This is a genomic window from Prescottella sp. GW823-FHT02E09, assembly GCF_058797375.1.
In genome coordinates this window covers 77,451-91,459 of sequence record NZ_JBXAJP010000001.1, presented here as the reverse complement: position 1 = coordinate 91,459, position 14,009 = coordinate 77,451, and the positions used below count along the sequence as shown (strand labels likewise).

13 protein-coding genes are annotated in these 14,009 nt (G+C 70.4%); 11 read left to right on the top strand and 2 right to left on the bottom strand.

Going from position 1 to position 14,009, the window contains the following annotated elements; translation table 11 throughout:
- Positions 1 to 42 precede the first annotated feature (42 nt).
- Genes catA through catC form a run of 3 tightly spaced genes read left to right on the top strand, consistent with a single transcriptional unit; the run spans position 43 to position 2,348 of the window.
- Positions 43 to 888, top strand: a complete 846-nt coding sequence (catA, locus tag AC1RIF_RS00420) for a catechol 1,2-dioxygenase (protein ID WP_492599407.1) — start codon at positions 43 to 45, stop codon at positions 886 to 888.
- A 25-nt stretch (positions 889 to 913) separates the two neighbouring features.
- Complete coding sequence (locus tag AC1RIF_RS00415; RefSeq protein ID WP_492599406.1) at positions 914 to 2,035, top strand: muconate/chloromuconate family cycloisomerase; 1,122 nt, start codon at positions 914 to 916, stop codon at positions 2,033 to 2,035.
- Between the two features lie 31 nt (positions 2,036 to 2,066).
- Complete coding sequence (gene catC, locus AC1RIF_RS00410; RefSeq protein WP_492599405.1) at positions 2,067 to 2,348, top strand: muconolactone Delta-isomerase; 282 nt, start codon at positions 2,067 to 2,069, stop codon at positions 2,346 to 2,348.
- Here catC and AC1RIF_RS00405 read toward each other — a convergent pair.
- Both AC1RIF_RS00405 and AC1RIF_RS00400 read right to left on the bottom strand, forming a co-directional pair.
- Positions 2,345 to 3,889 carry a PH domain-containing protein gene (locus AC1RIF_RS00405; RefSeq protein ID WP_492599404.1) on the bottom strand — a complete coding sequence of 515 codons (1,545 nt, stop codon included), beginning with the start codon at positions 3,887 to 3,889 and terminating at the stop codon, positions 2,345 to 2,347. The genes catC and AC1RIF_RS00405 overlap by 4 nt on opposite strands.
- Complete coding sequence (locus AC1RIF_RS00400) at positions 3,886 to 4,365, bottom strand: PH domain-containing protein (protein WP_492600100.1); 480 nt, start codon at positions 4,363 to 4,365, stop codon at positions 3,886 to 3,888. Before AC1RIF_RS00400 ends, AC1RIF_RS00405 begins: the two co-directional genes overlap by 4 nt.
- A 127-nt stretch (positions 4,366 to 4,492) precedes the next feature.
- Here AC1RIF_RS00400 and AC1RIF_RS00395 point away from each other — a divergent pair, with 127 nt between their 5' ends.
- The 8 genes from AC1RIF_RS00395 to AC1RIF_RS00360 all read left to right on the top strand — a co-directional run bounded on the left by AC1RIF_RS00395 (position 4,493) and on the right by AC1RIF_RS00360 (position 14,005).
- Positions 4,493 to 4,729 carry an Rv3202a family protein gene (locus AC1RIF_RS00395; protein WP_492599403.1) on the top strand — a complete coding sequence of 79 codons (237 nt, stop codon included), beginning with the start codon at positions 4,493 to 4,495 and terminating at the stop codon, positions 4,727 to 4,729.
- 40 nt (positions 4,730 to 4,769) lie between these two features.
- On the top strand, positions 4,770 to 7,394 hold the full coding sequence (locus tag AC1RIF_RS00390; RefSeq protein WP_492599402.1) for a bifunctional FO biosynthesis protein CofGH: 2,625 nt from the start codon (positions 4,770 to 4,772) through the stop codon (positions 7,392 to 7,394).
- 8 nt (positions 7,395 to 7,402) lie between these two features.
- The gene (locus tag AC1RIF_RS00385) at positions 7,403 to 8,170 is read left to right on the top strand and encodes a hypothetical protein (protein ID WP_492599401.1); all 768 of its coding nucleotides are present in this window, start codon (positions 7,403 to 7,405) and stop codon (positions 8,168 to 8,170) included.
- 134 nt (positions 8,171 to 8,304) lie between these two features.
- Positions 8,305 to 8,628: a ferredoxin gene (fdxA, locus tag AC1RIF_RS00380; protein WP_492599400.1), complete on the top strand. Its 324-nt coding sequence runs from the start codon at positions 8,305 to 8,307 to the stop codon at positions 8,626 to 8,628.
- Between the two features lie 14 nt (positions 8,629 to 8,642).
- Positions 8,643 to 9,743: a succinyldiaminopimelate transaminase gene (gene dapC / locus AC1RIF_RS00375; protein ID WP_492599399.1), complete on the top strand. Its 1,101-nt coding sequence runs from the start codon at positions 8,643 to 8,645 to the stop codon at positions 9,741 to 9,743.
- A 197-nt stretch (positions 9,744 to 9,940) separates the two neighbouring features.
- A complete protein-coding gene (gene pruA / locus AC1RIF_RS00370) occupies positions 9,941 to 11,590 on the top strand; it encodes an L-glutamate gamma-semialdehyde dehydrogenase (RefSeq protein ID WP_492599398.1) in 1,650 nt (549 codons plus the stop codon).
- Complete coding sequence (locus AC1RIF_RS00365; RefSeq protein WP_492599397.1) at positions 11,587 to 12,555, top strand: proline dehydrogenase family protein; 969 nt, start codon at positions 11,587 to 11,589, stop codon at positions 12,553 to 12,555. The genes pruA and AC1RIF_RS00365 overlap by 4 nt, the downstream gene beginning before the upstream one ends.
- 43 nt (positions 12,556 to 12,598) lie before the next feature.
- Positions 12,599 to 14,005, top strand: coding sequence for an acyl-CoA synthetase (locus tag AC1RIF_RS00360; RefSeq protein WP_492599396.1), 1,407 nt, complete (start codon positions 12,599 to 12,601; stop codon positions 14,003 to 14,005).
- Positions 14,006 to 14,009 lie beyond the last annotated feature (4 nt).

Here is a 14,009-nt window from a genome sequence, read left to right as displayed (position 1 = left end):
CGCACATGCGTCCCGACGAGACACCGCACCGAGGAGGACTTCATGACCACCACCGACAGCCCCACCGCGATCGGTTCCGGCACGGCCGCAACCGAGAAGTTCAGCCAGGAGCGCGTCAGTGCCGACACCTCTCCCGAGCGCCTGTCGGCGATCGCGTCGGACGTCCTGGCGGCGCTCGCCGATGTCGTGGACAGGCACGGGGTCACCTACGCCGAGTACCGCGTCCTGAAGCAGTGGCTGATCGACGTCGGCACGTACGGCGAGTGGCCCCTGTGGCTGGACGTGTTCGTCGAGCACAACATCGAGGAGGTCGCGTACCGCGGCCAGAGTGGCACGAAGGGCAGCATCGAGGGCCCGTACTACGTGGCCGACACCGTCCGTCTGCCGGCGAAGTGCACGCTGCCCAAGCGTGACGACGAGATCGGCGAGACGCTGGTGTTCGAGGGCCAGGTCCGCGACCTGGACGGCAACGGGCTCACGGGCGCCACGGTCGAGCTGTGGCACGCCGACGCGGAGGGTTACTACTCGCACTTCGCGCCGCACATCCCGGACGGCAACCTGCGGGGGACCATCGAGGTCGACACCGACGGCCGATTCGAGATCAGCACGATTCTGCCCGCGCCGTACCAGATTCCGACGGACGGCCCGACCGGTTGGTTCATCGAGAAGGCCGGCTGGCACCCGTGGCGTCCGGCGCACCTGCATCTGATGGTCAAGGCGCCGGGCAAGCGCACGATCACCACGCAGCTGTACTTCCAGGGCGGCGAGTGGGTGCAGGACGACGTCGCGACCGCTGTCAAGCCGGAGCTGATCCTCGATCCCCAGCCCGACGCTCAGGGCGTCAAGCGGGTCACGTACGACTTCGTGCTCGACCCCGCCGCTCAGTAAGAACTCTGGTAGAGAAAGCGATTCGATGACCGACCTGACGATCGTCTCCGTCGAGACGACGATCCTCGACGTGCCGTTGGTGCGTCCCCACAAGTTCGCCACGACGTCGATGGATGCGCAGCCGATCCTGCTGGTGGCGGTGAAGACCGACGGCGGTGTCGTCGGCTACGGCGAGGGCGTGGTGCCCGGCGGGCCGTGGTGGGGCGGCGAGTCCGTCGAGACGATGCAGGCGGTCGTCGATCGCTATCTCGCCCCGGTTCTGGTCGGTCGCGGCGTCGACGACATCACGGGCATCATGGTGGACCTCGAGCGGGTGGTCTCGGGTGCACGGTTCGCGAAGGCGGCCGTCGACGTCGCGCTGCACGATGCATGGGGACGTTCGCTGGGCGTTCCGGTGCACACCCTCCTCGGTGGGGCCTTCCGCCGCAGTGTCGACGTGACGTGGGCGCTCGGCGCCGCGCCCGCCGAGGAGATCGTGGCCGAAGCGCAGGCGAAGATGGACGCCGGCCTGCACTTCAGCTTCAAGCTGAAGATGGGTGCGCTGGAGCCGAAGGTCGACGTCGCTCGTGTCCTCGACATCACGAAGGCGCTCGAAGGCAAGGCCGGTGTGCGCGTGGACATCAACGCGCGGTGGGACCGGTTCACGGCGCTGCGGCATCTACCGCAGCTCGCGGAGGGCGGGGTCGAGCTCATCGAGCAGCCGACCCCGGGGGAACAGATCGAGGTTCTCGCGGAACTGAACCGTCTACTGCCGATTCCGGTGATGGCGGACGAGTCCGTCCAGACGCCGCACGACGCGCTCGAGATCGTCCGGCAGGGTGCAGCCGACGTCATCGCGCTCAAGACCACGAAGTGCGGAGGGCTCAAGCGCAGCCGCGAGGTGGTCGCGATCGCGAAGGCCGCGGGAATCGCCTGCCACGGCGCCACGTCGATCGAAGGCCCCATCGGCACCGCGGCATCGGTGCACTTCGCGTGCGCCGAGCCGGGGATCAACTTCGGTTCGGAGTTGTTCGGCCCCTTGCTGTTCGCCGAGGAACTGCTGCAGGAGCCGCTGCGCTACGCCGACGGGCAGGTGCATCTGCCGGACGGCCCCGGACTCGGCGTCGAACTGAACATGGACGCGGTCAAGGCGTTCTCCCGCGTCTGACCTGATTCGCGATATCGAAAGGCACACGACAGTGGCACTCTTCCACGTCCGGATGGACGTCGACATTCCTCGCGATCTGGATCCCGCGGTGCGCGACGAGACGATCGCGCGGGAGAAGGCGTACTCGCAGGAGCTGCAGCGGCAGGGCAAGTGGGCGCACCTCTGGCGCATCGTCGGGCAGTACAGCAACATCAGCATCTTCGACGTCGACTCGGCGGACGAACTCCACGAGATCCTGTGGAACCTGCCGCTCTTCCCGTACATGACCGTCGAGGTCATGCCGATGACGAAGCACGGCAGCTCGATCCGCTAGGCCGGCCGCCGCCAGATCCCGCCCGCGCCGGGGGTGACGGCGTCGACCAGTGCCCACGCCTGCTCGACCGGGACGTCGTGGACGACGTACTTCCCGGTGCCGGCCGGGGTTGCCGCGATCACCGTGGCGACGCCGGCGCGGCGCTGGAAGAACGTCTGCCGCACCGTCCACCCGATGATGCCGGCGGCCGCGATGCTGTCGCGGCGGCGGTCCAGCGAGCCGCTGCGGGTGATCAGCCAGCCCGGCAGCACCGCGTGCCCGAGACCGCGGTAGCGGTCCCATGCCAGGCCCGCGCCGACGCCGGCGAGCACGACGACGCCCGCCCACGCGGGCCACGGCACCTGCCGGCCCGCGACGATCAACCCGGCGGCGACCAGCGCGGCGAGGGCGGCCGGCCACAGCGCGCGGGTGTACCGGCGCTGGTGCGCTGCCGGTCCGTGCGGGATCAGTGCGACGTCCGCCTGCCGGCTGTCGCCGAGAACGGTCGCCATCACCCGCGTCGCCTCCGCCCGGGGGCTCTGCGGCAGCAGCAGTGACGACTCGCGGTGCTCGGCGCTGACGCCCGTCATGATCGCGTCCAGGGACGCCCCGCCCGCCACCCGCAGCAGCAGCGGTTCCTTCAGGGTCGTGCCGCGGAGTCGGGCCAGGTCCAGAGTGGTCTGCCGGGTCCGCAGCAGTCCGTGACTCACGTGCAGTGTCCGGCCGTTGTCGGTGACGCTCATGCGGCCGTACACCACCAGGTAGCGCCCGCACGCGAGGACGCTCGCGGCGACGAACAGGATCACCAGTCCGACCAGGCCGAGTACGGCGAGGCCCAACGCGCCGGCCTGTTCGGCGGAGTCGAACCCGTCCGCGAGGGCGGGGGACCGGGCGATCCGGTCGGCCAGCCCGTACTGGAAGACTATGCCGACGAACGCGCCGATCGCGATCAGCCCGGTCACCGAGAACGGCGCGTACCGCACCCACGACGGCGACCAGTGTCCGATCTCGACGCCCGGATTCTCGGGCGATGCGGTGTCCGCGGCGGCATCGGTGCCCGCCTCGGGCCGGTGTTCCCGGTGTCCGGCTAGCAGCGCCGCGCGCAGGTCCGGGACGAGGGTGGCGTCCAGCGCATTGAGTTCGAACCTGCTCTCGCCGCGCTGCGTCTGTCGCCCGGTGCCGATCCGGAGCACGGCCAGCCCGAGCAGCCGGTGCAGCACCCCGGCCTCGACATCGACGGAGCGGATGCGGGTGCGCGGCACCGACAGGACCTTCTTCTCGAAGACGCCGTGCCGCAGCTGCACGTGCACCGGACCGATGCGGTAGGTGGTGGTGAACCAGCGGAGCACGCCGTAGACGACGAGGACAGCGACGGCGATCAGACCCCAGTAGGGGTTGCCGCTCTGGCTGCCGACGATCCACGACACCGCGATCACCGGGAGCAGTTTGAGGACCTCGTGGACGGGGTGGACGAGCAGCATCCGCTTGTCCAGGCGCAGCCACGGCTGTTCCTCCTCGGCGGCGAGGGCCTCGTCACCGGACTGCTCGACGGGCACGCTCACGTCGCATCCCCGGCGTTGCGGGCGGCGATCTCGGTGAGGTGTTCGACGGCGTGGTCGGCGACGTCGAGGTCGAGCGCGGTGATCTTCACGGCACCGGCCGACGAAGCGGTGGTGACGGTGACCGTCGCGAGGCCGAAGAAGCGGTCCAGCGGGCCGCGTTCGGTGTCGACGGTCTGGATGCGGGTGATGGGGGCGATCCGCCGCTCCTGGTTGAACCAACCGGTGCGCGTGTAGACGGCGTCGTCGCTGATCTCCCAGCGGTGCACCCGGTAGCGCCACCGGGGCACGACCACGATGTCGACCATCGCCACCACGGCGGTCAGCGCGAAGGCCAGCACGTGCGGCCATGTGGTCCAGTCCCCGGCGACGACCGCCCACACGACCTGCGCGACGAACACCGGCAGCCAGATCAGGGTGGCCGCCGTCGCCCACAGTCGCGGGGCGCGGGCGCTGGGACGCCACTTCGGTTCGGCCATGGTCACCGTGCGTTCGACCGGCGCGGGGTCGGGGGGAAGGCTCACGACCTCATCCTGCCCGAGTCGGCGTTCCGCGTCCTATGGTGGAGGTGGCCGCGAGAGTCTGCCTAGACGGAAGGTGGTCGTCATGGAGCGATCCGGAACCGACAACGCCCGGGATGCCGAGGGTTCGGAGGCAGCCGAGGACGTCGTCCGCCCCACCGACGTGCCCGAAGCCGATCTGGTGGAGCAGATGACCCCGGCCGAGGGCGACGACGAACGTGAGGATTCGGACCGGACCGAGCCGCCACTGGAAGTGAACGAGGCGGACGCGGCGGAACAGCGCCGCAGCGTCCCCGTCGACGAGGACTATCCCCGCGGGTGAGCGGACGGACCGGGACCCGCGGTGGCAGGCGCCGGGGCGGGTGACGCATGATCGACGGGTGACCCACTCAGGCGATGACATCGACCGGTCCACGATCCTGCCGATTCCGTCGGTACCGGGGCCTCCGGTGGCGACCGCAGCGCCGTCCGCCAGCGCGATGCGGCGGGTGCTGCGCCGCGCCCGGGACGGGGCCACGCTCAACGTCGACGAGGCGACCACACTGCTGCATGCGCGTGGTGCCGACCTCGAGGACCTGTGCGCGTCGGCGGCGAAGGTGCGCGACGCCGGCCTGCTCGCGGCAGGTCGCCCGAAGACGGTGTCGTACTCGCGCAAGGTGTTCGTCCCGCTGACCCGCCTGTGCCGCGACAAGTGCCACTACTGCACGTTCGTGACGGTGCCCGGCAAGCTGCGTGCCGCCGGGCACGGCATGTACCTGGAGCCCGACGAGATTCTCGAGATCGCCCGTCAGGGTGCCGAATTGGGTTGCAAAGAGGCGCTGTTCACGCTCGGTGACCGCCCGGAGGAGCGCTGGCCCGAGGCGAAGCAGTGGCTCGACGAGCGCGGCTACGACTCCACCCTCGACTACGTGCGCGCGATGGCGATCCGGGTGCTCGAGGAGACCGGTCTGCTGCCGCACCTCAATCCGGGTGTCATGAGCTGGGAGGAGATCTCGCGCCTCAAGCCGGTCGCGCCGTCGATGGGCATGATGCTCGAGACCACCTCGAAGCGGCTGTTCACCGACAAGGGGGAGTGCCACTACGGCAGCCCCGACAAGGATCCCGAGGTGCGCCTGCGCACGCTCACCGATGCGGGCCGGCTGTCGGTGCCGTTCACGACCGGCATCCTCGTCGGGATCGGCGAGACGGTCGCCGAGCGGGCCGACTCGATCATGGCGATCCGCAAGCTGCACAAGGCCTTCGGGCACGTGCAGGAGGTGATCGTGCAGAACTTCCTGGCCAAGCCGGACACCGCGATGCGTGACGCCCCCGATGCGAACCTCGAGGAGTTCCTCGCGACCATCGCGGTCGCGCGCCTGCTGCTCGGCCCGGGGATGCGGATCCAGTCGCCGCCCAACCTGGTCTCGCAGACCGAGTGCCTCGCGCTGATCGGTGCCGGCGTCGACGACTGGGGCGGTGTCTCGCCGCTGACGCCGGATCACGTGAATCCCGAACGGCCGTGGCCGAACCTGGACACGCTCGCCGAGGTCACCGCCCAGGCCGGGTACACCCTCGTCGAACGGACCGCCGCTCAGCCGCAGTACGTGCTGGCCGGACATCCGTGGATCGACCCGCGCATCGGCGCGCACGTGCGGGCGCTCGCCGACCCGGAGACGGGGATGGCCCGTGCGGACGTGAAGCCTGCGGGCCTGCCGTGGCAGGAACCGGACGAGGAGTGGGTGTCGTCGGGCCGAGTGGACCTGAACACCGAGATCGACACCGACGGTCGCAACACCGAGACCCGCTCCGACCTGGGCAGCGCGTTCGGCGACTGGGAGACGGTGCGCGAGCAGGTCCTCGAACTGGGCCGGGCCGCACCGACCCGGGTGGACACCGACGTGCTGGCCGCGCTGCGCAGCGCCGAACGGGATCCGGCCGCGCTCTCCGACGACGAGTACCTCGCGCTCGCGACCACGGACGGCGACGGGCTCGAGGCCGTCGTCGCGCTCGCGGACGCGCTCCGCAGGGAGGCCGTCGGCGACAACGTCACGTACGTCGTGAACCGGAACATCAACTTCACCAACATCTGCTACACCGGCTGCCGGTTCTGCGCGTTCGCGCAGCGCAAGGGCGACGCGGACGCGTTCACGCTGTCCGCGGAGGAGGTGGCCGACCGGGCGTGGGAGGCGCACGTCGCCGGGGCAACCGAGGTGTGCATGCAGGGCGGCATCGATCCCGAGCTGCCGGTCACCGGGTACGCGGATCTGGTGCGCGCGGTCAAGCGGCGGGTTCCGTCGATGCACGTGCACGCGTTCAGTCCGATGGAGATCGTCAACGGCGCGTCCCGCGGCGGCCAGAGCATCCGCGACTGGCTCACCGAGCTGCGCGAGGCCGGCCTCGACACCATCCCGGGCACCGCCGCCGAGATCCTCGACGACGAGGTCCGCTGGGTACTCACCAAGGGCAAGCTGCCGACGTCGGCGTGGATCGACGTCATCACCACCGCCCATGAGGTGGGCCTGCGTTCGAGTTCGACGATGATGTACGGCCACGTCGACAGCCCCAAGCACTGGGTGGGGCACCTCAACGTGATTCGCGGCATCCAGGACCGGACCGGTGGATTCACCGAGTTCGTGCTGCTGCCGTTCGTGCATCAGAGTGCGCCGCTGTACCTGGCCGGCGCATCGCGTCCCGGGCCGACGCAGCGCGACAACCGGGCCGCGCACGCGCTGGCGCGGATCATGCTGCACGGCCGGATCGACAACATCCAGACCAGCTGGGTCAAGCTCGGCATCGCCGGCACGCAGGCGATGCTGCAGGGCGGCGCCAACGATCTCGGCGGCACGCTGATGGAGGAGACCATCTCCCGGATGGCCGGTTCGCAGCACGGATCGGAGAAGACCGTCGAGGAGCTGCGGGCCATCGCGGAGGGGATCGGGCGTCCGGCCCGCGAGCGGACCACGAGCTACGCGCTGCGCGAGCATGCGCCGGCCCTTCCGCTGATCTGAGTGCCGAGATGAGCGACGACGGCCGCCCGAGCGACCGGACCGTGGCGGTCCTGCTGGACCAGGCGGCGTGGGGCATCAATCCGGTGCTCGACGTGCTGCACCTCGATCCGCTCGGCATCAAGGCCCGCACGTTCGAGCCGTCGAGCGTGAGCGACCGGGCGTTGGCCGAGAAGCTGCTCGACGCCGCCGCCTGGGTGCTGGACGAGCTGGCGGTGCCCGGCACCGCAGCCTGGGAACGGTCGAGTGCGTCGGATCGGGCCGACTGGTGGGTGACGCGCCTCGGCGCCTTCAACACCGTCGTCGTCGCCTTCCCGGGAGCGTTCGGTGCGCTCGTCGGACGGCTGCCGATCCAGGACCTGCTCGGCTTCGCGAATCAGACGCTGGTGGCGGTGGCGGTGGCGCGCGAGTACGGCGTCGAGGACCGGGCACGGCAGGTGGACCTGCTCGCGGCGGTGCTGTGCCGACGGGACGTGGATTCCCGGCCGATCCTCGAGAGTTCCTCCCGCCACGAGGATTCCGAACCCGACCACACAGCGGGATGGCGGCCCTTCGCGGTCGCCGGGTCGATGTGGCGTACGGCACGCACGGTGCGCGGGCTGCTGTCCGAGATCGAGCGGCGACCGCGCGGCAGTGGGGCCTACCGGGTCCTCGGTCGGCTCCCGGTGGTGGGTGCCCTCGCCGAATACCTGGGAGAACGCAGCGCGCTGGTGGAGGTTGCGGGCGAGGTGCGGGACCGGATCGACGCGGGTCGGCCTGCCGCCCGCGTCGCTCGCTGAGGCGACCCTTACCTGGCTGTTGCGGTCGGGAAGATTCATACTGGACACTCCGGATGTTCGTCGGGTCGAGGACCCGACCAGCCGGGTAGTCGAGGCGCCTCGGCGCCCGGGTCAGAAAGGCAGGGAGAGCAGCAGTGACCTACACGATTGCCGAACCGTGCGTCGATGTGATGGACAAGGCATGTATCGAGGAGTGCCCGGTCGACTGCATCTACGAGGGTGGTCGCATGCTCTACATCCATCCGGACGAGTGCGTGGACTGCGGTGCGTGTGAGCCGGTGTGCCCCGTCGAGGCCATCTTCTACGAGGACGACGTGCCGGACCAGTGGATCGGATACGTGGCCGCAAACGTCGACTTCTTCGACGACCTCGGTTCGCCGGGCGGTGCCGCGAAGCTCGGCAAGGTCGACTTCGACCCGCCGCTGATCAAGGCGCTGCCGCCCATGGGTGAGGAATAGGTCGAGGAAGAGCGTTGCCCCGTAACCCGGTAGCCAAGTCCCTGCCCGATTTCCCGTGGGATTCCCTCGCGTCCGCGAAGGAGAAGGCGCAGTCGCATCCCGACGGCATCGTGAACCTGTCCGTGGGAACCCCGGTCGATCCGGTGGCCCCTGCCATCCAGGCCGCGTTGTCGTCGGTGGCGGCCGAGCCCGGCTATCCGACCACGCACGGTACCGAAGCACTGCGCGAGGCCACGGCCGCATCGGTGGCCCGCCGCTACGGGATGACCGGAGTCGATCCGGCGGCGATCCTGCCGGTGATCGGGACCAAGGAAGCGATCGCCTGGCTGCCGCGTCTGCTGGGCCTCGGTGCCGGCGACCTCGTGGTGATCCCCGAGGTCGCGTACCCGACGTACGAGGTGGGCGCGTTGCTCGCCGGTGCCCGGGTCCTCCGAGCGGACGGGACCGCACAGCTGGGCCCGGAGAATCCGGCGCTCATCTTCGTCAACTCGCCGTCGAATCCCACCGGCAAGGTGCTCGGGGTCGAGCACCTGCGCAAGGTGGTCGCGTTCGCGCGCGAGCGTGGCGCGATCGTCGCGTCCGACGAGTGCTACCTGGGGCTCACCTGGGAGGCGGACGCGGTCTCGATCCTCGACCCGCGGGTGTGCGACGGCGACCACACAGGCCTGATCGCGATCCAGTCGCTGTCGAAGACGTCGAACCTGGCCAGCTACCGGGCCGGCTTCCTCGCGGGCGACCCGGAACTGATCGCCGAACTGCTCGAGGTCCGCAAGCATGCCGGCATGATGATGCCGACGCCGATCCAGGCCGCAATGGCCGCGGCGCTCGCGGACGACGAGCAGGAAGCCGAGCAGCGCGAGCGGTACCGGCGTCGTCGCGACGTCCTGCTCGCTGCCGTCCGAGGGGCGGGCTTCACGGTCGACGACTCGGAGGCCGGTCTGTACCTGTGGGCCACGCGCGGCGAGGACTGCCGCGACACCGTCGACTGGTTCGCCGAGCGCGGCATCCTCGTCGCGCCGGGCGACTTCTACGGTCCGCGCGGGCAGAAGCACGTGCGGATCGCGCTCACCGCGTCCGACGAACGGATCGCCGCCGCGGCAGCGCGTCTGTCCTGACCACACCGGGTACCCGGGTCCTCACGTTTCACGCACTTGTCGCGCGCGGGGGCCCGGGTTCTCGCGTTTTGCGCACTTGCTGCGGAAATGGGGCGCAGATTCCGACGCAGCGCGCACTTGTTGCGGGGCGCCGGAGGCAGTGTCGGGCGTAGCCTGAGCTTGGTTGCAGTCACCCAGCTCGAGGGCAGGAGGGCAGCATGGATGCCGTCACCCAGGTACCGGCGCCGCACAACGAGCCGGTCCACTCCTACGCGCCGGGTAGCCCCGAACGCGACCGTCTGAGGAAGGCGCTGGCGGATCACGCGTCGGCCGCGATCGAGATTCCGCACGTGATCGGTGGCAAGCACCGGCCGGGCAGTGGTGAGCCGATCGAAGTGGTTCAGCCGCATCGGCATTCCTCGATCCTCGGGACGATCACCAACGCCACGTACGACGACGCCCACGCGGCGATCGACGCCGCGAGCGCGGCCGCGCCGGCCTGGCGGGACCTGCCGTTCGACGAGCGGGCCGCGGTGCTGCTGCGGGCTGCGGACCTGCTGTCCGGTCCGTGGCGCGAGACGCTGGCGGCCGCGACGATGCTGGGGCAGTCCAAATCGGTGCAGCAGGCCGAGATCGACGCGCCGTGCGAGCTGGTCGACTTCTGGCGGTTCAACGTGCACTTCGCCCGGGCGATCCTCGCCGATCAGCCGGTGTCGTCGCCCGGGGTGTGGAACCGGCTCGAGTACCGGCCGCTCGAGGGGTTCGTGTACGCGATCACGCCGTTCAACTTCACCGCGATCGCCGGCAATCTGCCGACCGCGCCGGTGCTGATGGGCAACACGGTGATCTGGAAGCCGTCGCCCACGCAGACTCTCGCCGCGTACTGGACGATGCGCCTGCTCGAGGCGGCCGGGCTGCCGCCCGGGGTGATCAACCTGCTCACCGGTGACGGCCTCGCGGTGTCGGATGTGGCGCTGAGCGATCCGCGGCTGGCCGGCATCCACTTCACCGGATCCACCGCCACCTTCCAGCATCTGTGGCGCGAGGTGGGCGCGAACATCGACCGATACCGCGGCTATCCCCGGCTGGTCGGCGAGACCGGCGGCAAGGACTTCGTGGTGGCGCACCCGTCCGCCGATCCGGCGGTGTTGTCGACGGCGCTGATCCGCGGCGCATACGAGTACCAGGGGCAGAAGTGCTCGGCGGCGTCGCGCGCCTACGTTCCGCGGTCGCTGTGGTCGGGGATGAAGGACCAGTTCCTGGCCGAGGTCGACGCGCTCACCTACGGCGACGTCGGCGACCTGGAGAACTTCGGCGGCGCCCTCATCGACCGGCGGGCCTACGACAAGAACGTCGCGGCGATCGAGCGCGCGCGGGGCGCCGCGGGCGTCGAGATCGCGGTGGGTGGCAAGTACGACGACGGCGTCGGCTACTTCGTCCGGCCCACCGTGCTGCTGGTGGACGATCCGCGCGACGAGGCGCTGTCCAAGGAGTACTTCGGTCCGGTCCTGTCCGTGCACGTGTACGACGACTCGGCGCCGGATGCATTCGCCGACGTGCTGACGGCGGTCGACACCGCATCGCCCTACGCGCTGACCGGCGCCGTCGTCGCCGACGACCGGGCCGCGATCGAACAGGCCTCGGTCGCATTGCGATACACGGCCGGCAATTTCTACGTCAACGACAAACCGACCGGGGCGGTGGTGGGGCAGCAGCCCTTCGGCGGGGCACGGGCGTCGGGCACCGACGACAAGGCGGGCTCGCCGCTGAACCTGCTGCGGTGGGTCTCGGCGCGCACGATCAAGGAGACGTTCGTTCCGCCGACCGCGTACCGCTACCCGCACATGGAACGCGGGACCGGTCGATGACGCCGTCGGTCCCGTCGAATCCGCTGCGCCCGGCCATCCTCGCCGCCGCCCGGTCGGCGAGGGTCAAGAGCGCCGTGACCCGCGCACCGGTGACGAAGTCGATCGTGCGGCGCTTCGTGGCGGGGGAGACACTCGCCGACGCGATGGCCGCGGTGTCGACCCTGCTGGCCGCGGGCCGGGCGGTGAGCATCGACTACCTCGGCGAGGACACGCTCGACGTCGATCAGGCCCGGGACACCGTCGTCGCGTACCTCGAATTGCTGGCCGAACTCGCGCGCCTGCCGCAGGCCGGGGCGAGCGGAGTGTGCCCGCTCGAGGTGTCGGTGAAGCTGTCCGCCCTCGGGCAGCGCCTGCCGGGCGACGGCGACAAGATCGCCCTCGACCACGCCCGGACGATCTGTGCGGCTGCCCACGAGCACGGGGTGTGGGTCACCGTCGACGCCGAGGACCACACCCGCACCGACTCCACGCTGTCGATCGTGCGCGAGTTGCGGGCCGACTTCCCGTGGCTCGGGACCGTCCTGCAGGCCTATCTGCGCCGCACCGAGAGCGACTGCCGGGATCTGTCGGGGGAGGGTTCGCGGATCCGGCTGTGCAAGGGCGCCTACCGTGAACCGGAGTCGGTGGCGTACCGGTCACGCGCGGATGTCGACGCGTCGTACGGGCGATGCCTGGCGATCCTGATGCGTGGGGACGGCTACCCGATGGTCGCGACCCACGATCCGGCGATCATCGCGTCCGTGGACGACCTGGTCCGCGAGACAGGCCGGGGAGCAGCCGATTTCGAGCACCAGATGCTGTTCGGCATCCGCGACCTCGAGCAGGCGCGGTTGGTCGACGCAGGCTTGCGCGTGCGGGTCTACGTCCCGTACGGGGTGCAGTGGTACGGCTACTTCATGCGCCGGCTCGCCGAGCGGCCGTCGAATCTCACGTTCTTCCTGCGCTCCACCCTCACCCGCGGCTGACTGCCGGTGAAACGCCCCGCCCGGATGTGAGACAGTGAGCGTCGTGCTGCTCAGTTCGTTGAACCCCCTCGCCGTCGCGCGCGGCGACGACATGCCCGACGCCGTGTGGATCGGCGACACCGTCCTCTCGCGAACGGACATCCTCGGTGCTGCAGGGGCGCTCGCCAAGCGGATCTCCGGCGCCCAGCGGGTCGCGGTGCTGGCGACACCGTCCGCGTCGACGCTGATCGCGGTCGTCGGGTGTCTGCTCGGGGGAGTCACCGTCGTCCCGGTGCCGCCGGATTCCGGTCCGGCCGAACTGGCGCACATCCTGTCCGACTCCGGGGCGCAGGCCTGGCTCGGGCCGGCCCCCGAGGGGAGCGATCTGCCGGTGGTGCCGGTGCGGCTGCACACCCGGGACTGGCACTCGCACCCCGAGCCGCATCCGTCGTCGACCGCGTTCGTGCTCTACACCTCCGGAACCACCGGCCCGCCGAAGGGCGTGCTGCTGAGCCGGGGGGCGATCGCCGCGGGCATCGACGCGCTCGCCGAGGCGTGGGACTGGACGTCGAAAGACATTCTGGTGCACGGTCTGCCGCTGTTCCACGTGCACGGGCTGATCCTGGGGCTGCTCGGCCCGCTGCGGGTGGGAAGCCGGTTGATCCACACCGTCAAGCCCACCCCGGAGGCGTACGCGCAGGCGGCCGAGGCCGGTGGCTCGCTGTTCTTCGGTGTGCCCACCGTGTGGTCGCGTGTCGTGGAGGACGAGGAATCGGCCCGCGCCCTGAGCGGTGCCCGGTTGCTGGTCTCCGGCAGCGCGCCGCTGCCGGTGCCGGTGTTCGAGCGGCTGCGCGAGCTCACGGGCCTCACGCCGATCGAGCGCTACGGCATGAGCGAGACGATGCTGACGATCAGCACCCGCGTCGACGGCGAACGCCGCCCCGGCTGGGTGGGGCTGCCGGTGCGCGGGGCCGAGACCCGACTGCGCGACGAGCGCGGCGACGACGTCCCGCACGACGGCGAGAGCATCGGCGGCCTGCAGGTGCGTGGGCCCATGCTGTTCGACGGCTACCTGAACCGCCCCGACGCGACCGCCGAATCGTGGACCGAGGACGGATGGTTCAAGACCGGTGACGTCGCGGTGATCGACGAGGGCGGCTTCCACCGCATCGTCGGCCGCGAATCCACCGACCTCATCAAGTCCGGCGGCTACCGCATCGGCGCCGGCGAGGTGGAGACCGCGCTTCTCGGGTATCCGGGCGTCAAGGAGGCCGCGGTGGTGGGACTTCCGGACGCCGACCTGGGGCAGCGGATCGTCGCGTACGTCGTGGGCGAGGGACTCGACGGGGAGACGCTCATCGAGCACGTCGCGAGTCAGCTGTCGGTGCACAAGCGGCCCCGCGAGGTGCGCATCGTCGACGGACTGCCCCGCAACGCGATGGGCAAGGTGCAGAAGAAGCTGCTCGCCTGAGTCG